General features: G+C 39.2%; 19 protein-coding genes and 1 pseudogene. 3 read left to right on the plus strand and 17 right to left on the minus strand.

Translation table 11 applies throughout. The features are described from left to right. The 9 genes from AWW73_RS08490 to AWW73_RS08530 form a co-directional block, all read right to left on the minus strand. Window positions 1–539: BapA/Bap/LapF family prefix-like domain-containing protein (locus AWW73_RS08490; protein ID WP_338107771.1), on the minus strand; the 539-nt coding region annotated here is incomplete at its 3' end. Between the two features lie 378 nt (window positions 540–917). Then, window positions 918–2,108 (minus strand): HlyD family type I secretion periplasmic adaptor subunit, encoded by a 1,191-nt coding sequence (locus AWW73_RS08495; protein ID WP_062849396.1) that lies wholly within the window; start codon window positions 2,106–2,108, stop codon window positions 918–920. Next, complete coding sequence (locus AWW73_RS08500) at window positions 2,105–4,243, minus strand: type I secretion system permease/ATPase (RefSeq protein WP_062849397.1); 2,139 nt, start codon at window positions 4,241–4,243, stop codon at window positions 2,105–2,107. The genes AWW73_RS08495 and AWW73_RS08500 overlap by 4 nt, the downstream gene beginning before the upstream one ends. Continuing rightward, entirely contained in the window at window positions 4,240–5,772 is a 1,533-nt protein-coding gene (locus tag AWW73_RS08505; RefSeq protein ID WP_081409555.1) for a TolC family outer membrane protein, read from the minus strand. Before AWW73_RS08505 ends, AWW73_RS08500 begins: the two co-directional genes overlap by 4 nt. A gap of 487 nt (window positions 5,773–6,259) precedes the next feature. After that, on the minus strand, window positions 6,260–6,817 hold the full coding sequence (locus AWW73_RS08510; RefSeq protein ID WP_062849398.1) for a TetR/AcrR family transcriptional regulator: 558 nt from the start codon (window positions 6,815–6,817) through the stop codon (window positions 6,260–6,262). Window positions 6,818–7,501: 684 nt separating this feature from the next. Further along, window positions 7,502–7,993: a flavin reductase gene (locus tag AWW73_RS08515; protein ID WP_016142102.1), complete on the minus strand. Its 492-nt coding sequence runs from the start codon at window positions 7,991–7,993 to the stop codon at window positions 7,502–7,504. Window positions 7,994–8,178: 185 nt separating this feature from the next. After that, window positions 8,179–9,222: a methionine synthase gene (locus AWW73_RS08520; RefSeq protein WP_005803291.1), complete on the minus strand. Its 1,044-nt coding sequence runs from the start codon at window positions 9,220–9,222 to the stop codon at window positions 8,179–8,181. A 21-nt stretch (window positions 9,223–9,243) separates the two neighbouring features. Continuing rightward, entirely contained in the window at window positions 9,244–10,230 is a 987-nt protein-coding gene (locus tag AWW73_RS08525) for a DUF1852 domain-containing protein (protein ID WP_000031350.1), read from the minus strand. Between the two features lie 367 nt (window positions 10,231–10,597). After that, window positions 10,598–11,470, minus strand: a complete 873-nt coding sequence (locus tag AWW73_RS08530; RefSeq protein ID WP_062849399.1) for a LysR family transcriptional regulator — start codon at window positions 11,468–11,470, stop codon at window positions 10,598–10,600. A gap of 255 nt (window positions 11,471–11,725) precedes the next feature. On the opposite strand from AWW73_RS08530, the gene AWW73_RS08535 reads away from it, so the two are divergent. Then, window positions 11,726–12,334 carry a LysE family translocator gene (locus AWW73_RS08535; protein ID WP_062849400.1) on the plus strand — a complete coding sequence of 203 codons (609 nt, stop codon included), beginning with the start codon at window positions 11,726–11,728 and terminating at the stop codon, window positions 12,332–12,334. A 102-nt stretch (window positions 12,335–12,436) separates the two neighbouring features. Here the strand turns inward: AWW73_RS08535 and AWW73_RS08540 are convergent, their stop codons facing one another. Further along, on the minus strand, window positions 12,437–13,462 hold the full coding sequence (locus AWW73_RS08540) for a fatty acid desaturase (protein ID WP_081409559.1): 1,026 nt from the start codon (window positions 13,460–13,462) through the stop codon (window positions 12,437–12,439). Window positions 13,463–13,677: 215 nt separating this feature from the next. Here AWW73_RS08540 and AWW73_RS08545 point away from each other — a divergent pair, with 215 nt between their 5' ends. After that, window positions 13,678–14,685 (plus strand): AraC family transcriptional regulator, encoded by a 1,008-nt coding sequence (locus AWW73_RS08545; protein WP_061874933.1) that lies wholly within the window; start codon window positions 13,678–13,680, stop codon window positions 14,683–14,685. A gap of 56 nt (window positions 14,686–14,741) precedes the next feature. Here the strand turns inward: AWW73_RS08545 and AWW73_RS08550 are convergent, their stop codons facing one another. From AWW73_RS08550 to AWW73_RS08580, 7 genes and pseudogenes are all read right to left on the minus strand, one after another. After that, on the minus strand, window positions 14,742–16,109 hold the full coding sequence (locus AWW73_RS08550) for an amidohydrolase (RefSeq protein ID WP_062849402.1): 1,368 nt from the start codon (window positions 16,107–16,109) through the stop codon (window positions 14,742–14,744). 34 nt (window positions 16,110–16,143) lie between these two features. Next, window positions 16,144–17,031, minus strand: coding sequence for a bile acid:sodium symporter family protein (locus tag AWW73_RS08555; protein ID WP_016144429.1), 888 nt, complete (start codon window positions 17,029–17,031; stop codon window positions 16,144–16,146). Between the two features lie 32 nt (window positions 17,032–17,063). Then, window positions 17,064–18,449 carry an outer membrane protein transport protein gene (locus AWW73_RS08560; protein WP_062849403.1) on the minus strand — a complete coding sequence of 462 codons (1,386 nt, stop codon included), beginning with the start codon at window positions 18,447–18,449 and terminating at the stop codon, window positions 17,064–17,066. 161 nt (window positions 18,450–18,610) lie between these two features. Next, window positions 18,611–19,657 carry an AbrB family transcriptional regulator gene (locus AWW73_RS08565; protein ID WP_031947447.1) on the minus strand — a complete coding sequence of 349 codons (1,047 nt, stop codon included), beginning with the start codon at window positions 19,655–19,657 and terminating at the stop codon, window positions 18,611–18,613. Between the two features lie 49 nt (window positions 19,658–19,706). After that, the gene (locus tag AWW73_RS08570) at window positions 19,707–21,206 is read right to left on the minus strand and encodes a tripartite tricarboxylate transporter permease (protein WP_016144426.1); all 1,500 of its coding nucleotides are present in this window, start codon (window positions 21,204–21,206) and stop codon (window positions 19,707–19,709) included. A 12-nt stretch (window positions 21,207–21,218) separates the two neighbouring features. Next, window positions 21,219–21,665, minus strand: coding sequence for a tripartite tricarboxylate transporter TctB family protein (locus AWW73_RS08575; RefSeq protein ID WP_079748260.1), 447 nt, complete (start codon window positions 21,663–21,665; stop codon window positions 21,219–21,221). A gap of 54 nt (window positions 21,666–21,719) precedes the next feature. Then, window positions 21,720–22,749 (minus strand): annotated as a pseudogene (locus AWW73_RS08580) (Bug family tripartite tricarboxylate transporter substrate binding protein). Between the two features lie 554 nt (window positions 22,750–23,303). On the opposite strand from AWW73_RS08580, the gene AWW73_RS08585 reads away from it, so the two are divergent. Continuing rightward, entirely contained in the window at window positions 23,304–24,233 is a 930-nt protein-coding gene (locus tag AWW73_RS08585) for a LysR family transcriptional regulator (protein WP_031947444.1), read from the plus strand. Window positions 24,234–24,283 lie beyond the last annotated feature (50 nt).

The raw sequence follows: 24,283 nt of genomic DNA on the forward strand, positions 1-24,283 counted from the left end.
GAGTCGCTGTCAGAGTCCGAGTCGCTGTCAGAGTCCGAGTCGCTGTCAGAGTCCGAATCGCTGTCAGAGTCACTGTCAGAATCAGAATCGCTTTCTAAACTATTATTTTTATCACTGTCATGAGCCCACCACAAAATTCCTGCTGCGGTTAGCGGTACAGATAGCCATGCCCATGGAGATGCAGCTCCATCATGATAAAGCAGTGGTTCTATACTATCGATATAACTATAAGTAATATTTTCTAATAATGCCCCATTGGCATCAGTAAATTGTACCCAAATTAACTTATGATTATTATCCTCAAAAACTAGACTATTATCAGTTGAATAATTACTCCCGTTAAAAAAATCAACTATTACTATTTGTTCACCATTTTTTAAAGTAACAATTGCGTTTCGACCATCTTGTCTAATTTCAGAAACATCATCTTTATTTACCTTTATTAAAATAACTGATGCTTCGGAAAGAGAGACTGTATCCTTTGTTGTAATTTCTAAGGTTTCATGACTCTCCTTAGAAATTACTCTTATCTCAGACATATTTCTTCCCCTTCACAGGATTATTTAATTAAACCAATCCAATTTAGAGCTCTTAAATTTCATTAAATAAGAAGAGCCCAAATTAAGGAATAAATTAGATAAAACAAAGGCCAACCTCAACGCATAAAGTAATTGTAAACATGAATTGCGTCACAAAAAAAGTAGTAGTAATAAGTTTATTTATTAACCAAATAAAACTTTAAAATAATAAATATTGTTTTTCAAAAACTTACTAACAAATAATAGTCAAAATATGCTTTTAATATTTTTATGTTTTAAAACACAAACAATAAAAACCACACATTTAAAACAAGATCTTATCTTTATTAATATCTATATAGCTTTTAAACATTTAAAAACCATATAGATATACATTTATTATCTTTCTCGTAATGCTTCTTTGGCTTTATTGAATGGTTTAAGCAAGTAATCGAGTACCGTTTTTTGACCCGTACGAATATCTACAGTTGCCACCATACCCGGTGTAATACCGTATGCCTTACCTTGTTTATTATAAAGCTTGTCTGAATCGGTTCGAATATAAACACGATAATAGAATTGGTCTTGTTTAACTTCATCACGAATCGTGTCTGGGGAAATAACCGTAACCTTACCTTTTAAACCACCATAAATTGAGTAGTCATAGGCAGTAATCTTAACCAGTGCTTCTTGTCCCGGTCGAATAAAAGCAATGTCACGCGGCAAAATACGCGCTTCAATAAGCAGCTGTTCATCAATCGGTACAATAGTCATCAACTTGCCGTTTTGCGGAATAACACCGCCATGGGTGGTGACCGCAATTTCTTTTATGACACCACGTACTGGTGCTTTAAAAATAGCACGATCTAAACTGTCACTACGACCCAGTACGACTTGTTGCTGCGTTTCAATATCAGTATTGGCTTTCGATAACTCTTCACGAGCCTGCACAAAATACTGGTTCTGCACATCATTCATTTTATTTTGCAAATCATTTGCTTCACGACGTAAACGTAAAACTTCAACCTCACTGGCCGCACCTTTAGCAACCAAAGGCTCCGTCATTGCCAGTTCTTGTTGTACCAATTGCAAAGCCTGTCTAAAACCTGCAAGTGTTTGTTCGAGATTAGCTCTGCGGGACGCATATAGTGCTGTTTCTTCATGTACAAGTTTTGGCTCTTTCAGCACAATTTCAGGAAAAGCTAATGGAGTACCATTCACCTCTGCACGTAAGCGTGCTGAGGTTGCCTGAGCAGAAATCAGTAAAGATCTTGATTCACCGACATTCGATGCCAAACGGGTTGGATCTAATTGCGCAAGAATTTCACCTTTTTGAACAATGTCGCCTTCTTGTACATTCAGCTTGGTTAAAATACCGCCTTCTAACGACTGGATGACCTGCTCTTTAGATGACGGAACCACTTTACCTGTGCCTGTAGAAACTTCTTCAAGTTTAAATACCCATGCCCAGATAAAGAAAATAACTAAGCCAATCCCCACAATCCAGATCACTAAGCTGGCACGTGGTAATGGTGGCTCACTATAAGAGACATTCATTGAACGGGTGAGTTCTTGTTTTGGTTCGCTCATGAATTATCCCCTTGCACTTGTTTTTGTTGGGCTGTTGATTGATTAAGGACCTGATCTCTTGGACCATCCATCACGATTTTGCCGTCGTTAACGACAATAATACGGTCCACCAGTTCTAAAACAGCGCGGCGGTGAGTCGCAACCACCAAGGTTCGATGGGCCAGCCAGCCTTTTAAATGATCAATCAGTTGTTTCTCTGCCACATCATCAATCGCTGCTGTCGGTTCATCCAGCAATAAAATGTTGGGTTGACGAATCAATAGACGGGCCAATAACAATGCTTGTTTCTGACCACCCGAGAAACCAACCCCACCTTCTAGAATCAGGTGATCGAGTCCTTCTTTTTTCTCTTGAACAAAAGGTAATGCACCCGTCACCACTAGAGCACGAAGAATCTCTTCATCCGTTGCAAGCGGTGCGCCCAAAGTGAGGTTCTCACGAATCGTACCGTAGAAAAGATGTGCATTCTGGTTGAGTAAACCCATATCACGACGTACATCAGATGGGTCAATTAAAGAAAGATCCAGACCATCTAAATGCACTGCGCCTTGAACAGGGACCTGCATGCCAGATAGAAGCTGGAGCAGTGTCGATTTACCAGCACCATTGCGCCCCAGAATTGCAATTTTTTCACCAGCACGAATTTTTAAATGGCGAATTGCAAGGCTCGGACGTGGTTCATCTTCACTATATTGGAACAAGACATTTTTTAATTCGTAATCGCCATTTAAAGCAGCCTTGTGTACCAGATGTGAACGCTCAGCCTGATCAATCGGGCGTTGCATGAGTTCATCCAGACTCTGTTTAGCCACTTTCGCCTGCTGTAAACGCCCCAATACACCAGTAATTTGCGCAATCGGCGCCAACATGCGTGAAGATAAAATTGAACAGGCAACTAAAGCACCCGTGGTCATTTCACCCTCCATCACTGCAAAACATCCTACCAAAACCACAATTGCATAGGTTAAGCCCTGAATCTTTTGGGTCCATGCCATTAAGGTACCGACAATTTTACGTTGTTTCATACCAATATCGGCTGAAACTTCATTCATGTGATTCCATTGGTTTTGGAAACGCGATTCGGCACGTAATAGCTTGATATCTTCAATACCCTGCACCGCTTCAACCAGAATGGCATTACGGATTGAAGATTCTCTCATGCCTTCTTGTGCCAATTGCGCTAACTTTTTCTGCACCAGAAGACCCGGCAAAATCATAAGCGGCACAACCAGCAACATCACCCAAAACAGCTTTCCGCCAATAATGGCAAAGATGGTCAGGAACAGGAAAAAGAATGGGAAATCGGCAATTGCACTAATGGTGGTAGAGGTCACCAGTTCACGAACACCTTCGAGCTCGCGAATCTGGGAAATAAAACTACCTGTAGACTTTGAACGATCTTTATTTTTGATGCGTAAGGCGTGACCAAATACACGGTCAGAAACAAGTAAATCTGCTCGTTTACCAATAATATCGGATAGATAAACTCGGGACACACGTAAGATAAACTCAAAAATAGCGGCAATCAGTACACCACCAGCCAGCACCCATAAGGTTGGAACAGACTGTGAAGGCACAACACGGTCATAGACTTGCATTGAGAAAACAATGGTTGCCAGTGCCAAAATATTGGCAATGAGTGAGGCAAACATAATATCAACGTAGCGCTTCCAGTCTCTTAGAACAATTGACCAGAACCAGCTTGCTTCATAGGGTTTGATATATTCATCAATACGCGCATCGGGAATAGAACTTTCAGGACGCAGGATATAGACATTCTTAATTGTATTTTTTAAGACATCTAAGCTTAAATTTTGAGAAAGTCCTTGATCCCCACTAAACTGGATACTGACATTACCTTGGGTATCCGCTTTATCAATAATGCCGACCTGTCCGTCATGAAACTCGACCATAACAGGTAGCCGCCACGGGTTCAGCAGCTCTAAAGAAAACGGTACTTTACGTAGGTTTAATCCAACCTGACGTGTCATTAACTGTAAAACATCATCAAGGTTTTGATTCTGGTTCCAGTCAAGTTGTAACCGGATTCTTTCTTCTGAAGGCTCAATTCGATAATGTTTAGCAATCGTTAAGACCGCCTGTAACCAGGGCTGGTAGTTTATTTTTGTCATCATGGTTGTACTTCGAACCCCTGAATTGAAATATTATTCAAGCCATAGGCTTGGCGGGAACGTCCTGTTGCCGAAATGTACTGAACAATACTGTTGTAGATGTCATAACGTGCGGTTTCGAGTTCTGAATTAGCACTATGAATGGCCTGCTCTGCATTCAATAAATCGACCAATGAACGTGTACCAAGTTTGTACTGCTCTTGATAAAGTTCACGTGTACGAACCGTAGTGGCTTGGCGATTGGTCAGTACCTGCATTTGACGTTGTTTATTTTCAATTTGCTCACGGCTGGTTCTGATCTGATCAAGAACATCCATATAAACTGAATTGACTTTAGATTTAGCTGCTTCTTCTGCATAACTCGCCATTTTGACCTGAGAAGAAACGGCTCCGCCTTGATAAAACTGACTGGTGGCTTCAAGCATGACAGAACTGTACAGACCGTCATCTTTATCATTGTTCGGGTTTCTGCCGTTAATGGCCTGACTCACCGAACCTTTTACCGCCAAAGTCGGATAACGACTCAGTCGGGTCTGTTCTTTTTGTGCTTTGGCAACTTCAACACCCGCTTGAGCCGCGATCATTTTTGGAATGGTATTAAACTCAGGCTCATTATAGAGGCCAGATTGCTTTACCAAATCATCAGGAATGACCCATGCCTTATTAAAAACATCTACTCCTACCAGAGTTCTTAGATGTTGCTGGTACTGACGTAATAAAGATTGCTGTGCAATGAGTGTCGACTGTGCAGACTCTAAATATGTTTGTGCCTGAACTGGATCAGCTTGGCTACTAATACCAGCATTTGCACGTAAATTGGCAATTTCCTGAATACGCTGGATACCTGCAATTTGCTGCTCGGCGATTTTATTTAATTGAAGATAACGTTGAATATTTATAATCGACTGTGCCACATCAAGTGCAATATCATCAATGCTGACCAGCACGTTGGCCTGCTCGACTTGAACTTTGGCACGCTCAACCGATACACCTGATTTTACTTTGCCAAAATCAAAAACCATTTGAGTCGCAGATAACGTGAGTAACTGTCTCCCCCGCTCACCACTACTCAAGTCACCTGTGGTAATACCACCTGAAAGCTGGGGATAATAACCCGCCTTTGCATAATCAATACCTGCGTTTTGGCCTGCTAAAGTTGAAATGGCTTGAGAAATATTAGGGTTTCGTTGAACTGCATATTGAATCGCATCAATTAAACTGACTTGATTGTTCCACATCGCAGTAGAAGTCGGTAAATAGTTCCCATCATTTCCTAGTCGTTGAAATTGGCTCTGATCAAACCCTAAATTGCTTAATTTTTGGAAATCGACAGATCGGTAGCTTTCATCTGGCGTGGGTTTAAAGAGTTGAGAAACTTTTTTTGTTAAGCTTTTTCCCGAGTTAACAGACGCGGTCTCTGCCTTTGTAATTGATATTGATACACTAGAAGCAATACAAAAATATAAAAAAAACTTCGTACCTGATCTGATTATAAGTTGGAAATCATTGTGGGAAAAAGGCAATTTACTCATTAGAAGATCTAATCTCTTGAAATATTGTAAAACAATCCAAAACTCAGTTAAAAATTATCAAAAATATTAAATTCCATACTTTAAATAAATAATTTTCAGAATAATTTTCTTTGAAAAAAAATAAAGTAAAAAATGATTAATTTTCAACAGCGGCAACTAAACATCTAATTTACTTATAATTTAAATTATAAAAATGAGTTTTAAACACATATATTTAAAACCAATTAAACACCTACAAAAACTATAAAATTCAATTATTAGAATAAATAATTTCCATAAAAAAAACCTACCTCTTGGGGAAGTGGTAGGCTATAAACTCTAAAAAATCACATTATTAAAAATATATTATTTATTTAAATTCATCAATAATGATTTATTTAAAATAAAATTAAAACACATGATTAAAAACATACAAAATTAATAAAACCGCCTTATTAAAATTAAGATTTATTAATTAAAGTTTTCCTTTATATAAATATTTTAGTTTTTATATCAATGTATTTCTCCAAAACCTCTCCAAAACCACATCCCGTTCATCCACACTATTTGAACTCAACACTTGTAGCATCAAGCCATCAATTAAGTTTAGGATCATGTTGGCATCGGGATGAAATGCATTGTTTTCCAGACTAAAGACCAAATCAAAAAGCTCTTTTAGTAGCCATTTTCGATATTCAACAGCCATGCGGTAAGCCCTTGAATAAAGCAGTTTTATTTCAAAAATGGCTTTAAACAAAAGATGGTAAAGGCTATTTACATCGACATGTAAGCGGACAATTTCTTTGAGTTTATCGACTACGGTTGGGTAGCGGTGTGAATAGACAATTGCCAGAACTTCTTCTTTCAGTCGGCTTTTTTGAAAGATTAAACACATTTCAACAAGGCGTTCTTTTGAGTGGAAGTAGTTATAAAACGTGGCTTTTTGAATTTTGGATTTTTTGATAATCAGGTCTACGCCTGCATTATGAAATCCATACGTCGTAAAGAGTTGGATGGCAGTTTGAACAACCTGTAATTTTTTGGAAGATATTTCTAAAGTTGGCATCGTTTTACCGTTATAAATTCTTGTTGTTTCTAGATGAGATAAAAAGCCTGTGCCCTTTTTGGGAGAAAAAAAGGCACAGCAAAGCCGCAAGACAGTGCTTGGCACATCTCAAGTTTTGTTATTGCTAAGTTTTAAGTAAAAAAGACTTAAAGCCTGAAAACCTTATGGCGTTCAAGCTGCTTTAAATTTTTAAGCTGTGTCGTTATAGCCTTTGGCGCTCAAGGCCAAGAAATAATGGATGTGCATAGCCAACTCCTGATTTTTGGAGTTCTGCCAAGGCATTCACTTGGAATTATGGTGGCAGAACGAGCAAGGGTTAGCAGACTGATAGTAAGAAATCAGCACACCCGAAGGTGTCCCTCACTCGTCCTACCGCAACGAGCGAGGGACGATTGATACACATAAGACTACTCCTCAGAAGGAATAATCTGATGCTCTTACTATGCGGTCTGCTAAAACCGGCTGGCAATGTGGCCAGCACGCAAAGGATAATCTGAGAGTTTAGAAGTGTCAATGTCGCTTTTATGACAAGTAATTAAATTTCTTATTATTTTTCATTAGATTAACTTAACTATTATTTAAGATATTATATTTAATTATATTTTTAAATTAAGTGAAGCGATCCATGCTTATTGATTTCTATCTTTTAACTTTTAATATGAGACAACAAAACGGAAAGTGGACTTAGACAATCTCGGTTTGCCCTACTTGGTGATAAGCACGGTTAAAATAAACCAAACTTTGGTCATGTTGGCTTTGTTTAATTGCTACGATCGGACATATAAAAATTGTATGTGTGCCGACTTGTTGAATTTGCTCAATCTCACAATCGAAACTTACCAAAGCGTCATCCAACACAGGTGAACCCGTTTCTAACTCAATCCATGCGCCATGTTTAAAGCGTTCTTCTGGTGTGAGCTTAGATGAAAATGCTTTTGAAATATGTTCGTGCTGTGCGCCTAAAACATTCACAGTTAAGATTTTGTTATCTAGGAAATGTGCATGCGAACTCGCAGATTGGTTCATACACACCAATAATGTCGGCGGTGTGTCAGTCACACTACAAACAGCAGAGGCAGTAAATCCAAAACGGCCAGACATGCCTGCCGTAGTCACAACACTAACTGCACTTGTGAGTAAAGACATTGCATTTCTAAAGTCTGTTGCTTGAACCATGACATTATTCCTAAATTGAACCGTACCTTGTCCTGTGTGCTTGCTATACCGCCCAACTCCATCAGGAAGGTACTATCGACATGCGATCTGATTAGAGCGACATGTAGTAAGTAAAATGAGGGTTACTTGTTTGATTATCAACTGTCATCAAAAAAGTAACCCTTTATACCACTTATTGGTAAATATTAAGCAGTAAGATCATAACCAGTCAGTTCTCGGCGAACGATTTCTGCACCTGCACTTAAAGCATTTAACTTGCCGCGTGCCACTTCACGTGAAAGAGGCGCCATACCGCAGTTTGTGCAAGGGTAAAGCTTGTCAGCATCTACAAACTGAAGTGCTTTACGCAATGTGTTAGCCACTTCTTCTGGTGTTTCGATCTGGTTAGATGCAACATCAATTGCGCCGACCATCACTTTTTTACCACGAATAAGTTCGAGTAAATCGATAGGCACATGTGAGTTGTGACATTCTAACGAGATGATATCAATGTTCGACGTTTGAAGTTTCGGGAAAGCTTCTTCGTACTGGCGCCATTCTGAACCGAGTGTTTTTTTCCAGTCAGTGTTGGCTTTAATACCGTAACCGTAGCAAATGTGGACCGCAGTTTCACATTTTAGACCTTCAATTGCACGCTCTAAAGTCGCAATGCCCCAGTCATTTACTTCATCAAAGAAGACGTTAAATGCAGGTTCATCAAACTGAATAATGTCTACACCAGCAGCTTCTAGCTCACGCGCTTCTTGGTTCAAGATTTTTGCAAATTCCCAAGCAAGTTTTTCACGGCTCTTGTAGTGACCATCGTAAAGCGTATCAATCATGGTCATTGGGCCAGGTAATGCCCACTTAATTGGTTGATCAGTTTGCTGACGTAAAAACTTAGCATCTTCAACAAACACAGGCTTTTGACGAGACACCGCACCGACCACAGACGGTACGCTTGCATCGTAACGGTCACGAATTCGAACTGTTTCGCGCTTCTCAAAATCTACGCCATTTAAGTGTTCAATAAATGTCGTCACAAAGTGTTGGCGGGTTTGTTCACCATCGCTCACAATGTCGATGCCTGCAAGTTGTTGTTCATGCAAAGCCAAACGTAACGCGTCTTTTTTACCTTCGGCTAAGCCTTCGTTTTCGAGTTTCCAAGGCGACCAAAGCTTTTCAGGTTCTGCAAGCCAAGATGGTTTAGGTAAGCTGCCAGCAGTTGAAGTTGGTAATAATTTTTTCATGATCAATGACCCGTATGTTGATTAATTAGGAGCGTAATTAGCAGACCACTGCTCAAGAATCGCTTGGTATGGTTTGATAAATTGCTCTTCAACAAACTTCCCCTGCTCAATAGCCAGACGGCTACGTTCTTCACGGTCATACACAATTCGAGTAAGTGAATAATCTTCGTGTTTCAAGCTTGGTTGATAAGATTTTCCAGCCACTGAATTTGCGTTGTAAATTTCAGGGCGGTAAATCTTTTGGAAGGTTTCCATCGTACTAATGGTACTAATCAACTCAAGGTTGGTGTAATCGCTAAGCAAATCACCAGTAAAATAGAATGCTAACGGCGCAACGCTATTTGGCGGCATGAAATAGCGAACTTTTAAGCCCATTTTTTGGAAATATTCATCAGTTAATGAATAGTCTTCTTGCTTATATTCCACGCCCAAAACAGGATGTTCGTTTTCAGTACGGTGGTACTCTTTCGTGGTCGAAACGCTTAAGCAAATTACTGGTGCCTTTTTAAAGTTGGCTTTGTAAGTTTCAGAGTTAATAAAGCTCTTAAACAAGTTACCGTGCAATTCACCAAACTTTTCTGGCGTGCTAAAAGTCGACTTGTTTTTGTTGTGATCTAACAACAGCACACTAAAGTCATAGTCACGTACATAAGACGAGAAGTTATTGCCTACAATACCCTCGATACGTTCATTGGTTTTCTTATCAACAATATTGGTTTTCAATATTTCGATTAAAGGAAGCCCGCTGGTACGGTTTTCGGCGTCAATGTTCATTTCAACTGAAATGATTTCAAGTTCAACGCCATAGCGGTCGCCTTTAGGGTTGTCCCAATGAGCTAAGGCATTGAAACGATTGTCGATCATCTGCAATGTATTGCGCAAATTTTCTTCGCGGCTCATCCCTCTTGCCAAGTTAGCAAAGTTGGTTGTAATACGTGTATTGTCTGCTGGACGATAGTTCTCATCGAAACAAATACTCTTAATCGTAAATGTAAATTCTTTACTCATTGTGATCAGTACCCTAATTTCTGAGATAAACCTAAATAAAAACTTTTTGCTCTTTTTAAACTTTCCAGACTTGTCAGATTTGTGCCTTATGGTCTTATCAAAGTGAATAACTGGAGCGCTTCAGAGCATGAATAGATTTATACCGCAATCACAACATGAATAAAAATGATTTAGTCTCATTACAAACTGAGTGAAATTCATGTTTAGGGTTTAATAAATAAGTATGAAGTTAAATATTTTTCATCTTTGGGAATTTTAGACAGCAGAAATTCAATATACAGCGCTCGTGCTGTAGCGACTTAAAATTTATAATTTATGATTATTTTCAATCAACTAAATCTTTTTTCTTTAAATAAAACTGCTAAACCTAAAGTAATTTATGCTGACTCTCATTCATCTCTGCTTTTAGCCATTCTAAAAATATGGTTTTGCGTGAATCTTCCTCAAAAGCACTATGAGAAAGTAAATAATAGGCTGAATTATCTTGCACAACAGGTGAATTTTTTTGCAGTACGTTCCACTCAAGCTCTTTTTCAATCATATAAATTGAGATGACTGTCGCGCCAAGTCCAGCCAAACAACCTTCTAAACATAGATAAAAATGCTCGAGTTCAACTTTGGTGTAGCCTTTTAAACTCTGCTTTAATTCAGTAATGCGGCTAATGCTTTTAAAAAAATTCGGTCTAGAAGTCGAAATGAGTACATCGTTGGTTTCCGATGACTTGGTTGCTTGAACTAGAGCGATATATTCATCGGCAATTTTTTCGCTATAAATATGCTCTCCCCAAGCAAAGTCATTTCTGCGAATTGCGATATCAATATTATCTTTTTCAAAATCGACCACGCCGCCTGCTGTAAGTAGTACAACCTCAAAATCATGGCCAAGCTTTTTAAATTTTGATAACCGTGGAATGAGCCATTTCATGGAAAGAGTCGGTTCACACGACAAAACCAGTTGTTTGCTTTCAGTTTTAGGCTGGCTGAGTTGAATCAAACATTCATCAAGTTGACCAAAAACATGATGGCAACAACTCAATAAACTTTCACCCTGCTCGGTCATCACAAGTGTTTTGTTTTTACGAACGAACAAAGCCGTATTTAAAGACTCTTCTAAATTATAAATCTGTTTACTCACCGCACTTTGCGTCACAAATAATTTCTTTGCAGCTAAAGTGACGCTGCCATACTTCGCCACAAAATAGAAAAATTTTAATGAATTCAGCGATATTCTTTCGATCATTCCAAAAACTCATAGATGTGCAGTCGTTTTTATCGATTTTTATTTCTAGGTTTCTGTTCAAAATAAAAATCATCTTTATTAAAACCTATTTTAGATGATGAAAAATATATTAGATATCTATATCTATCTTCGAAACACTAAAGCCCAAACATCTCTTGCAAAAAGAATAGCAATTTTAAGTAATGCTTTCGCCTTCTTACATACATTCCAAAAAGTACAGATTAACTCCCTCGTTTTCAGTGTGGGGGCAAAATAATGGCAGAGTTCATTGCAGTTATTCTCATTACGATTTTGGCAGTGATAAGCCCCGGCGCTGATTTCGCAATTGTGACCAAAAATAGTTACTTGTACGGTCGAAAAATAGGTGTGTTTACTTCACTCGGAATATCGCTTGGCGTGTTGGTGCATGTGACCTACACATTAGTTGCCGTTGCCTTTGTAATGACTTATACGCCGCAAATTTTGAATATCGTTAAATATATAGGCGCGATTTATTTAATTTATATTGGCTATAAAACTTTTACACAAAAACCAATTTTAGACACTGCGGCTTTAACCGCTATAGGTAGTTTTCAAGCCATAAAATATGGCTTTTTTACCAATGCCCTCAACCCTAAAACCACCCTATTCGTAATTAGCACCTATACGCAAATTGTGAGTTTAACTACACCTAAAACGATTCTTTTGGCCTATGGCTTTTTTATGTCTTTTGCCCATTTCGTATGGTTTTCACTGGTGGCTGTGCTGTTTTCATCCATGCTGTTGAGACAAAAAATGTTAGCCAAACAGGTGCAGATTAATAAGGTGATTGGTTCAATTTTATGTGTATTGGGTGTGATTCTGCTTTTTACTAAGTTTCAGTAGAGTTCGTTATTTTTAAGAAACTGTATAGTGAAATTATGATAAATGGACTAAGAGGCCTTCATAGAGAACTTAGTCCATTTGAATGAGATAAACAGCTATGTTTTAACTTTTTGACTCTGATAAATCATTTACGTTCCAACGGTTTGCTCTTTTAAAAGTACCGACATCGTTAAACCGTACGCCCATATCACGCATGACTTTATGGGCAACTGGCGCGGTCATTTGGCGAATGTAAAATGGTTCTTTCACCACAAAATGGTGAATGGCATGTGTTGAGCCAAAGTTAAAGCAAAACAATTGGAACGGCATCATCCACCACGGCGTTAATACTTGAGTTTGTTGAATGACATTGCCCAATTCAACATCGCCATAGTAATGCATATTGCTGGTCACAAAGTGCAAGCAGAAGGTACGCAGCACATTCGGTGCAACCCAAACCACAGTCAAAACATTAATCACATGCATGATATTTAAAGTGGTCGCCGACCAAGCAATTGGTACATTTGCCCAGCCCGAAACCGTATCAATTGCGTGAAATCCTAAAAAGATATACCACAGCGACCAGTGAATAATCCCTAGTGCAAAATAAGCTAAAAAAGCACGTTTAAAAATGACTTTTCTAACCATCCAATTATTTGCAGAAATAATACGGAATAAGACCGCCAAGCCGTTATCACCAATGGCGATAAGTCGACGTATGTTCCACTTTTCACCATTGGTTAAAGCTCTTTCTTCTAAATCGACTTCGGTGCCTGAGTTTTTATGATGGTTAAAATGCAGCTCACGGCGTTTCCATGGGTTAATGGTACTTGGTCGAGCTAACCAGACTAAGCCCATCATTAGATGATGTGCCCATGGCTTTTTTCTAAAATACATCCAGTGAATCAGGTCATGCTCTAACTCATGGGTGAGCGATGCAAAAAAAGCAATAATCGGAATTGCAAACCAAGCTGAAAGTTGATGATTGATATAGAGCACGGCAGTCGCGATCATGCCGACCAAAGATATCAATAAAATCATCGCACCAATGGCATTTTGATGATTTAAAATAGGATAGCGTTTGCGTAAAGCCACACCTTCTGCGGTTACTACTTTTTTAATATGTTCTGTTTTTTCGCTATCGGTCATTCCGGCAGGATTTTTATAAATGTAGGTCATCCGTTATTCCTCAGTTTTTCATGTCCCTACTTTATTTAGATCGCTTTAGGTGTGCTTAGCTCGAAACGCCAATCTATTGGCTATGGATGCCAAAATAAAAAGATTCAAAATAAACAAAAGATTTTTTAGTTTTGAATCTTTTATACTGTTCACAGGAATATGAGTCACAAGTTATAGGACATAACATGCCACAGACAGCAACGGCACTGGCTAGCTGGGTGAAAGCGATTCAAAAAGCGCTCGAAAAAGCCGGTGTTGATAGTCAACCTTTATTAGAACAAGCAGGTTTAGATATTCAGGCTCTCGGTAATCCTGATGCACGATATTCATTAAAACAAACAGCAAATTTATGGAAATTAGCAGTTCAAAAAACTCAAGATTCATGTTTTGGCCTTAAAGTTGCCAGCCAAGTCAACCAAAATACTTTTCATGTGTTAGGGCATTCACTAATTACCAGCACTACCCTAAAAGAGATGTTCTTAAGAATTATTCGTTATTTTCGTGTGGTTACAGATATTCCAGAGCTAGAGTTTTATGGGCAAGGAAATAACCATTATTTCGTTATTCATGTTCCCGACGAAGTTCAGCCCGAGTCAATAGATGCATTTATTTCCGTTTTTATTCGCTCAAGTCGTGCCTTACAAGGATCTGTTTTTTCGCCATTAAGGATTGAACTGAGACGTTCAGAGCCCGAAGATCTGGAAACTTTTCAGAGCATTTTAAAAGCCCCGATCGTGTTTAATGCACCCAAAGACATGATTGTGTTTGATACAGCCACCATAGAACAGCCACTAGAAGGTGCAAATCCAACCCTCACCCAAGAATATGATGAGATTATTAATCGTTATCTGGCACGGTTCGATAAAGAAAATATATTGGCTCGTGTGAAAGTAAAACTTATTGAAAAATTATCTACAGGTGACTTTCAACAGCAAGACGTTGCGAAAAGTTTAGGCTTAAGTATACGGAGTCTGCAACGCAAACTTTCTGCCGAAAACACCTCTTATAGTGAGTTATTGGATCAGACTCGGCATGAACTGGCTTTGTCGTATATTAAGAACTCAAGCCACAATATTACTGAAATTGCTTATATTCTTGGCTTTACTGACGTGAGTAGCTTTACACGTGCATTCCGTCGCTGGACCAATTTATCACCAGTTCACTATCGAGAAAAACATTTGGCTTGCTCTTAACTTTTAAAAACTTAGATAAAAAAGATGCATATGAATGCATCTTTTTTATGGTCAATTTACTTTTTAGTGAGCAGCTCTAACATGGAAACCGTTGTGACTTTGGCTCCCACTGGCAAGGCCTTTAAGTCAACAATGTAGTTTGGACTATGTGGAATATAAGGCACTGGTTTGCCTTGTTTTACTGCATTGGCAAATACAACTGGGTCCGCCACACCAATAAACATAAAGTTAAAAGGAATGTCTTTTTGGTCTCCTAATAAATGGTGAACATCTTCTGACCCCATAACCGCAGGATACTCAGTTAGAACATGTTTATCGCCCAATAGTGCTTTTAAAGGTCCATTTAAACGTGCCGAAAATTCTTTATTGTTAATTACTGGTGTGCTTGAACCTTTAAAAGTAAAGGTCGGCAATTTGTCTTTACCCATCCCCTGCATTTGAGCTGCGCCTTCACTCATAGCCTTAATGTTATTTAACATGGTCTCGCGTACTTTTGGATCAAACCAGCGCAAGTTCATTTTGACCAATGCAGTAGAAGGAATCACATTATTCGAATTTCCAGCTTGGATTGAACCAATTGATAACACTGCCGCTTGTTGTGGATCAACTGCGTTACCCATAATGGTTTGATATTGATTTACTGCATTGGCCGCCATGCTAATTGGGTTTTTGGTGAGCATCGGTAATGAGCCATGCCCACCCACACCTTTAAATAAAACATCAAGCTGATCGGTTCCTGCCATACGTGGCCCCGGTGCATTGATGACTACGCCCACAGGTGCAGGTGTGGTATGCACTGCAAAGAAATAATCAGGTTTTGGTAAGTTATATTTGGTCCATAAGCCATCAGTCACCATAGCTTTTGCACCTGTGATCGGCTCTTCGGCAGGTTGCGCGACTAAAATAATAGTTCCGCTCCATTCCTTTTTTAAAGCGACTAATGTTTTTGCCATACTGAGCATCCATGTCACATGTGCATCATGACCGCACATATGTGCTACAGGCGTTTCGGTTCCATCATCGAGTTTTACGCGTACTTTACTCGCGTATGGTAAACCAGTCGCTTCTTCAACAGTGTTGGCATCCATATCGGCACGGTACATGACTGTTGGCCCATTACCATTTTTTAAAATGCCGACCACACCTGTTTTAGCTATTCCCGTTTTAACGTCAAAACCCAGTGACTTAAGCTCTTTGGCAACAATTGCTGAAGTACGCGTTTCCATAAACCCAAGTTCAGGGTGTTCATGAATGTCTTTATAGACCTTATTTAACCACTCTGTTTGCCCATCAATAATGGTTAAAGCTTTTTGTGAAACCGCTGGCAAAGTTGTTGGACTTGCTTCTGCATAAAGGACCGTTCCATAACCCGCAATGAAAGTCGACAAACCTAAAAATAGACTGTTTTTAAAAAATTTGTTCATTATCTATGAAGCTCCGTTTTAATCATCTTTACAGCTAGTTAATCATTATTTTGTTTTTAGTTAACTCTTTCTTTTCTAATTGATTTAACAATGTGCCGAATAAGGTTGCCATCACATACATTAATATTGAATACACTGCTGCTGGCATGGCCGCATCCGAACTTGCCATCACAGTCAAAGCAATCGTTAAGGCCAAGGTACTGTTATGAATGCCGATTTCAAATGCACATGCTTTGGCTTGAAAACTATTAATGCCAAATAAACGTGGCAACCAGTATCCAATTGCAAGACTACAAACACAGAAAAGTAAGGTAGCTCCGCCAACGAGTCCAATGTAATCGAGAAGTTTTTGATAGTCTTTTGCAATCGCGAGCGCAATAATAAAAAGTAAAAATACGATGGCGAACACACGAACGGGTTTATTTAACTTTTCTGCAAATTTTGGTGAGAAATGTCTAATCAACATTCCAATAATGACTGGAAATAAAATAATAACAAACACTTGAATTATTTTAGAAAATTGCAATCCGACATGTTGTTCACTTGCCACAAAATGTAGTAGAGCAAAGTTCACAATTAGGGGCAAGGTAAAAGCAGCAAGTACTGAATTTATCGCTGTTAAAGTAATATTAAGTGCAATATCACCCTTATATAAATAGCTAAATAAATTTGCAGTGGCCCCTCCTGGTGAGGCAGCAAGTAACATCAGCCCGACAGCAATCATTGGTGGTAAAGCAAAGACCTTACAAATGATGAAAGCAATAGCCACTAAAATAACGAGCTGACAAAACAATGCAATAAATACGGCTTTAGGGTGCTGGCGAACACGTTGGAAATCTTTGAGGGTTAATTCCAGCCCCATACCTGCCATAATAATAGCCAAGGCTATGGGTAAGAATACGGTAATTATCATTGAATCCATTCTCTATTTCCTCTTTTAATTTTTTGTATTATTTAGAATTTATATCCTATTTTTAATCCATAGCTTAAAGAGTGATTATCCTTAAACCCTCCTACATAATAATCACTACCTGCCTGCGCGCCAAGCTGAGCTTTTGCATCGCCTAACCAGAAATACTTCACGCCACCAGAAATAAAGTATTGTGATGTCGGGCTATATTGAGCACCCACGCCTAAATTGTAATATCCCTTACTTGGCCCACCTGTTGACACCTTATCGCCTGCTCCCGAGTCCCAACCTACCGATACAGAACCTAACCATTTAGGTGAAAATCGTTGTCCAACCCCTAAATTTAAAGACCATTGATCATCATAGTAGCGAACCAAATTAAAGCCTTCTGGGCGGCTCGGCGTCGATAACACTCCAACAACTTTTGAAATTTCACCAAAGCGATAAGGCTGTAGAGCAAGATCACTCCAATTTACCCAGCGTATGCTCCCAAACAATAAGGTCCCCTGACGAAGTCCTGTTTGAAACTCTAAATTTACTGAATCTGGAGACTTAAACTTTGTTGTACCTGTATCTTCTTGTTTGGGCAAATTGGCAATAATCTGATTTAAGTAAGCCTTCTTTTGTGAAGTCATCTGCCCAATAGAAATCATGTAGTCTAAATGCTGATTAACTAAATCACGACCTTGTTGAGTGTTTAACATATCAATAAGGGGAGCGTTTTCAGTGGCATTTACTTTATGAGTAATGGCCGAGCGATAAGTTAATGAGACTTTCACAGCTTTTTCAGGAATCTGGTAGGCAAGCCCCGCTAACCACCCCAAGTCACCTACAGTTTTGGTGTGAAAGTCATAGCCGTTGTAAAGACTAAATACATTACCTCTTAATTCAACCTGACTTTTAAAGCTCTGATAAACTGGCCCTGCATAAAGATTCCAGTTTTTTGTGGGTTGATATCCCCAAATAAAGCTTAAATTTTGTATATCAAATTCTGATTTTGCATTTCCTGTGGGCACTTGACCAGAAGTAGCATTGGCAAGCCCTGCGGTTGTAATGCCGGGTAACATCACCGTGTCTTTTGGCGTTGCGACAAAGCCATTTAGACCTGAATACTCAGTGTCGGCACCAAAAGGTTGATCATACAGCAAGCCAAATGAATACTGCGGTGCTAACTGTAGTTTTAACGCTGCGGTAGGTCGATAGTCTGTATTGGCGATATCTGAAATTGAATGATGTGACGGGTTTGTACCCGACTCTACACCACTTAAATCGGTGTCTGTGATTCCTAAACTTGCTTCAAAATAATTGCCTGATTGTAAAAATGCTGCTACAGACTGCCCTGTTTTATCAAATGCAGCAGCATGTAATGTGCTTGTGCAAATTGAAATTATTCCTAAGATCAATATTTTTTTATTCACAACAAAACTCATAAATCCATCCTGGATATTTTTTATTTTGATTCCTCACTTTATGTAGATTTGAATGCTTCTGCTTAGCTCCAAACGCCAATGATTTGACCGTAGATGCCATATTGAAAAGTTATGGTTTGTGTAGCGGTAAGCACAACAAAGTTTTTATATTAAAAAAGGGCTTACTTTTTAGATTTAAAAAACAATTGCAGACTGTATTGATAAAAAAAGCGTGTAGTGAGAATTACGAAAATTAATCTTGAGAGTTGAAAGGAAACGACAATGGGTACTGCGAGCCCGAGAGCTTTAGCCATCAGTGACATTTCTGCAATGCCTCCGGGTGAAAGGCCTAAAATCAAGATTTGTTTTTCTGTATGACTTAAATTGATGAGTAATAAAGCAACGCTTATTGATAACACTAAAGCCAGTAAATTGAATATCAGTGTGATTCCAATAAATTTTTTATTTTTTCTTAAAAAGCTAAATGGAAATTTACTGCCTAATGACCAACCAATACAGACTTGACCAAAAGCAGTAAACCATTCAGGCAATCTCATCTGAAGTATCCCAAAGAATGATAACAATCCGATAATCGCGAGTGGCCCTAAAATCCATGCATTCAGAATATTAAAAAATTGAAAAACTTGACCTATCAATAGAGCCAGACAAAACAGCAATACGACCTGCAAAAAGCTAAATTGATCGGACGCTAGTATTTTTAAACCAGTCCATTCGACATGAAAATAAAGTTCCATAAAGATTGGAACCAGCACCACCAGAATCACAATTCTCAAACTATGTGCAGCAACCACTTTATCGACTTGTACTTGGTATCGTTCAGCAATATTGACCATTTCACTGGCACTGCCGATCGCTGAAGAAAACCATGCGGTTGCCCAATCCAAGGCATTAACTCGATATTGCAATCCGGCCAGCAATGTACCCAACACAAGTGACCACACCATCCCAATGAGAATAAAGCCCCAATATGATGCCACTGCCTGTACCAACGCTTGTGTAAAGTATAGGCCTAGAGCCATTCCAATAATGACCTGCCCTATACGTCGCCAACGAGGGTCACAGGCAAGTGGATGACCAACGCTACCGAACAATAAAGCCGTCAATAAAGGCCCAAGCAACCAAGGCAAGGGAATATGCAAATATTTGGCAATTAAAGCTCCGACCAGAGCAATTGCTAATCCTTTGAGATTTGAGCTTATTTTTTCCATAATTCTGAGCAATAACAGTCAACCAATGCTGACCATTATTGCTGTCCTATTAAGCTTGTTGCTTTTTGATAAACAAGTACTTACGAACAATTGGCAAGATCAACAACAATCCCGACATAATCCAAAGACCCATACTAATGTTACTGCTCCATAAGACATCAAGTTCCCCTTGAGAAATCGACAAAGCACGACGTAAGTTTGACTCCATCAACTCTCCTAGTACAAAACCAAGAATCAATGGTGCTAATGGGAAATCAAATTTTCTTAGAATATATCCAACTACACCCAAGCCCATGCATAACAGCAAGTCAAAGATGTTGCTATGAATAGCATACACACCAACAAAACTAACACTTGCGATGATCGGGATCAAAATATAATTAGGAATACTCAACATGCGGGCAAAGAAACCCACCAATGGCAAGTTCAATACCAACAGAATAATATTACCCACCATAAGCGATGCAATGAGTGACCACACGAGTACAGGTTGCTGAACAAATAACTGTGGACCTGGCGCAATGTTATACATAAGCAATGCACCCATCATTACCGCCGTAGTACCTGAACCAGGAACACCTAGTGTCAACATAGGTACAAATGAACCACAAGCCGCTGCGTTATTCGCACTTTCTGGTGCAGCAAGACCACGTAAGTCACCTTTACCAAACTTGCTACTATCCTTTGCCATTTTTCGTTCAGTGGTATAGGCCATTGCACTTGCAACTGTTGCACCTGCACCCGGGAGAATACCCAAGAAGAAACCAATCACTGAACTGCGGATGATAGCTGCTAAAGAGAAAAAGAACTCTTTAAGATTAAAAAGGGAACGTTTTCCTTGTTTTAAAGCAACTTGACCAATTGTCGTGCGTTCGAGTAGTAATAAAATTTCACTTACGCTAAATAATCCAATGACTAACGTTGTGAAAGCAATTCCGTCACTTAAACCGACACTGTTAAAAGTAAAACGATACACCCCTGTAATGGCATCCATTCCCACCGTTGCAAGAGCTAAGCCCATGAGTGCCATAATTAAAGTTTTAAAAGGCTGCGTACTAACTAAACCTGTTAAACAAACAATTGCAAAGACCATCAGAGCAAAATATTCAGCTGGCCCAAACGCAATTGCCCATTTCGCCAATATCGGAGCAAACAATACAATCCCAATAAAGGCAACAGTACTTCCTACAAAGGAACTGACTGAAGATAAAGACAACGCGATGCCAGCCTTTCCTTGCTGTGCCAATGGATAACCATCTAATGTGGTCATAATGGCCCCAGCATCTCCGGGTACGTTTAATAAAATCGCTGAAATACGTCCGCCATATTCGCAGCCCAAATAAACTGCTGCCAATAAAATCAAAGCACTATCTACAGGTAAACCCAAGGCGTAAGCAAATGGCAATAAAATTGCCACACCATTAATTGGACCTAAACCCGGCAATAGCCCTACAATCGTTCCAATAAATGCGCCAATAAAAGCAATTAAAAGATTCTGCGGTTGCAAGGCAACCTCAAACCCCATCATCAAAAAACTTAATACATCCATATCGGGTCATCCTTAACCAAAAAATCCAAGTGGTAACGGCACATCCAAGAAACGATCAAACATATAGTAGGTACTCAAGCTGAGTACTAAGCTTGTCACCAGAACTGGTATGGTTTTGCCATGGAAAAGTTTGCCCACTGCAATGGTCATCAACAGGGTTGCCACAATAAAGCCTAGCCATTCAAAAACTAATGCATATAGCGTTAAAGCCACTGCACACAACGCTAACTTCATAACCAGATGTTTTGTCCACCCCAGCTCAACGGGTTCGAACATAATGGCAGGCCGTACAGTGAGATAGATTGCACTCACTGTGATTAACCCCATTAATAGAATGGGAAAAGCTTTTGGTCCTACTGGATCGTAGGAAATTGGTGCTTCAAAATTGCTTGCGTAGATCAACAAAAATAATCCGCAAACCGCCATAATGGCCGTAAGAATCCGTTCAGATTTCATCATCTATCCTCAAAAAAAAACTGAGCTGAAAAATCACTTCTCAACTCAGTCCATTTGTTATTTTGATAATTTGTATTCTTGCGATAACTGACGCATTTCTGCGGTCTGTTTATATACATAAGCGGTGAGTTCTTCACCTGTCAGTTGAAATGGGAGCAAATCTTGTTTTTCACGTACTGCTTTAAATTTCTGGTCCACCATCATTTTATCAAAGGCATTTTTCCACCAGCCATACGCTTCATCACTGACCTGTGGGCCCATATAGAAACCACGGATGACTGGCCACTCTATGTCATAGCCTTGCTCTTTTGCCGTAGGTAATTTTGAGAATTTCCCATCTAAACGCTTGTTTGCAAAAACTGCTAAAACCCGAATATCGCCAGACTCTAGGTATGAGCTTACTTCACTGACATTACCTACGCCGACTTGAATGTGCTGTCCAAGTAATGAAGTCAGCACTTCCCCTCCACCTTCAAGTGCGACAAATCTTAATTCAGCAGGACTAATACCTGCTTTTTTGGCCAACATTGCGGTTTGCATCCAGTCTTGACCACCCACACTTCCTGCACCACCAAAGCTAAGTGCTTTTGGATTTTCTTGAAGTGCTTTCATCAAGTCATCAAGGTTTTTCAATGGTGAGTCTTTATGTACCGAAACTAGACCATAATCGACGGCGACCCCAGACAACCATTTCACATCTTTTTCAGTAAAGTGCCCGAATTTTCCTTGTGCTAAGTTCAAGAGTGAACCTGTCGAGAAAGCAACTACGGCATTATTATTAGCAGGATCACTATTTACAATCTTATTATAGGCTACAGCACCTACTCCTCCAGGCATATACGTTACGCGGATTGGATCTTTGATCAACTCTGTTTTTTGAAAGCCAGATTGTATGAGTTTACAGGTCATATCAAAGCCACCACCGGGCTTGGCTGGGGCGATACATTCTGGTCGTTTTGGTTGTCCAGCTTCTTTAGAGGCATTTCCGGAGCCACAGCCAACCATGGTCACACTGACACATGCCAATGCGAGTAATTTTAAATTTTTCATGTTACATACATCCTTATAACGTGTTTCATCTATTCATATTTTGGTTTTACCAATATCAGCATCGGCCTCCTTGGCGCGATTATGCTTACTGGTTATTTAGTTTTGATCTTATGTTTTGCTGCACTCTTCGGCTGCGAACTTCAATAATGCTGCGTTACAATAAAAATTATGAATTAAGCTGCTAAAACAACTGGCCTAGTGAAGGAAAAATCCTGACATTCAGTAAGTTTATAAATGAGCAATCAAACACTTGCAGAACAGCTTAAAATGCTGGGGCTAATAATATTGATAAAAAACAAAGTGCATCATGCATTTAATCTTCTCCCTTTCGAACTTAGGAGGATTAAAGCACAGAACAATAAATCATCGTGATACCAACAATTTAAAGGGGGCATTAGTAAAATTAAATAGCTATGCCGCTTAATGGGAAGCTGGGATCTATAAAAAGATCGGTTTTATTGTTCTTGGAATATTAAGCTAAAGATTAATTTCATAAGAATGGGTAATTATTTATAAGAGAATATACAGCTGTTAATATACAAAAAATCGAGCAGGTTTGACGCTTACTAAAATTAATACGGAAATTTATATATGGAAATCAAGCAAATTAAGTATTTTTTGACAGTCGTTGAATCAGGCAGTATTGGTAAGGCAGCCCAGAAACTTGATGTGGGCGCTTCAGCCATTAGTCAGCAAATTAGTAAGCTCGAACAGGAGCTAAGCATTCGTTTGTTACAACGTAATGCTTTTGGTGTCACCACTACTCCCGCAGGTCTCGCCTTTTTAAAACACTCTCAACTCATTTTACGTCAAGTGAACTTTGCCATAGATGCTGCTCATTCTGCGCGACTTTCAGGTCATGTCAGCCTTGGTTTTCCACCGACCATTACCGCTTTAATTGGTATCCCTTTAATGAAACTAATGTCTGAACGTTACCCAGACATTCGCCTTGAAATTGTCGAGACGCTTTCGGGTAACCTCATTCAAGCCATTAACTCGCGTCAGCTCGATATTGCGATTATTTTTACCAATGAAATTGATAAACAGTGGTCAATTCAACCCTTGGTACGCGAGCAAATGTATTTAATGGCACGAAAGGAAGTACTAGAAGAATATGGCCTTGCCGAATGCATTAAAAGTGGAATTATTCAGTCGCAGCAAATTGGTGACATTCCTTTAGTATTGCCACGTCAGCGCCATAGCTTAAGAAAGCTACTTGAACATAAGATTGGACAGCTGAATGTCGTCTATGAAATTGATGGCCTACACTTACTTATGGACAGCCTGATTCACCTTGATCTTGCCAGTGTTCGTCCTGGTAGTGCTTGTCTGCAAGAGTACAAACATAAGCTTCAATTGCTGAAATTGGTAGAACCCGAAGTTGAGCGAATCAATTACTTGGTGAGCCTTGCCGAAGAAGAATTATCACCTGCTGCACTTGCTGCAAAGTCAGCCATTAAGGCCTGTGTAAAAGAACTAATTCAAAATCAAATTTGGCCGTGTTCTGAAATTATTTTATAAAAACCCATTAATTTTATTAAATACCTAATTAATTTTGTCCTCTCACTCCT

It is taken from the genome of Acinetobacter lactucae (assembly GCF_001605885.1).
In the GTDB taxonomy this organism is placed as follows: domain Bacteria; phylum Pseudomonadota; class Gammaproteobacteria; order Pseudomonadales; family Moraxellaceae; genus Acinetobacter; species Acinetobacter lactucae.

What these genes read in the sequence shown, in the direction of transcription:
- AWW73_RS08550 (WP_062849402.1), bottom strand. Translation starts at nt 16,109, where the DNA reads ATGAACAAATTTTTTAAAAACAGTCTATTTTTAGGTTTGTCGACTTTC.
- AWW73_RS08585 (WP_031947444.1), top strand. Translation starts at nt 23,304, where the DNA reads ATGGAAATCAAGCAAATTAAGTATTTTTTGACAGTCGTTGAATCAGGC.
- AWW73_RS08540 (WP_081409559.1), bottom strand. Translation starts at nt 13,462, where the DNA reads ATGACCGATAGCGAAAAAACAGAACATATTAAAAAAGTAGTAACCGCA.
- AWW73_RS08500 (WP_062849397.1), bottom strand. Translation starts at nt 4,243, where the DNA reads ATGATGACAAAAATAAACTACCAGCCCTGGTTACAGGCGGTCTTAACG.
- AWW73_RS08565 (WP_031947447.1), bottom strand. Translation starts at nt 19,657, where the DNA reads ATGGAAAAAATAAGCTCAAATCTCAAAGGATTAGCAATTGCTCTGGTC.
- AWW73_RS08505 (WP_081409555.1), bottom strand. Translation starts at nt 5,772, where the DNA reads ATGAGTAAATTGCCTTTTTCCCACAATGATTTCCAACTTATAATCAGA.
- AWW73_RS08575 (WP_079748260.1), bottom strand. Translation starts at nt 21,665, where the DNA reads ATGATGAAATCTGAACGGATTCTTACGGCCATTATGGCGGTTTGCGGA.
- AWW73_RS08495 (WP_062849396.1), bottom strand. Translation starts at nt 2,108, where the DNA reads ATGAGCGAACCAAAACAAGAACTCACCCGTTCAATGAATGTCTCTTAT.
- AWW73_RS08570 (WP_016144426.1), bottom strand. Translation starts at nt 21,206, where the DNA reads ATGGATGTATTAAGTTTTTTGATGATGGGGTTTGAGGTTGCCTTGCAA.
- AWW73_RS08555 (WP_016144429.1), bottom strand. Translation starts at nt 17,031, where the DNA reads ATGGATTCAATGATAATTACCGTATTCTTACCCATAGCCTTGGCTATT.
- AWW73_RS08560 (WP_062849403.1), bottom strand. Translation starts at nt 18,449, where the DNA reads ATGAGTTTTGTTGTGAATAAAAAAATATTGATCTTAGGAATAATTTCA.
- AWW73_RS08525 (WP_000031350.1), bottom strand. Translation starts at nt 10,230, where the DNA reads ATGAGTAAAGAATTTACATTTACGATTAAGAGTATTTGTTTCGATGAG.
- AWW73_RS08520 (WP_005803291.1), bottom strand. Translation starts at nt 9,222, where the DNA reads ATGAAAAAATTATTACCAACTTCAACTGCTGGCAGCTTACCTAAACCA.
- AWW73_RS08515 (WP_016142102.1), bottom strand. Translation starts at nt 7,993, where the DNA reads ATGGTTCAAGCAACAGACTTTAGAAATGCAATGTCTTTACTCACAAGT.
- AWW73_RS08545 (WP_061874933.1), top strand. Translation starts at nt 13,678, where the DNA reads ATGCCACAGACAGCAACGGCACTGGCTAGCTGGGTGAAAGCGATTCAA.
- AWW73_RS08535 (WP_062849400.1), top strand. Translation starts at nt 11,726, where the DNA reads ATGGCAGAGTTCATTGCAGTTATTCTCATTACGATTTTGGCAGTGATA.
- AWW73_RS08510 (WP_062849398.1), bottom strand. Translation starts at nt 6,817, where the DNA reads ATGCCAACTTTAGAAATATCTTCCAAAAAATTACAGGTTGTTCAAACT.
- AWW73_RS08530 (WP_062849399.1), bottom strand. Translation starts at nt 11,470, where the DNA reads ATGATCGAAAGAATATCGCTGAATTCATTAAAATTTTTCTATTTTGTG.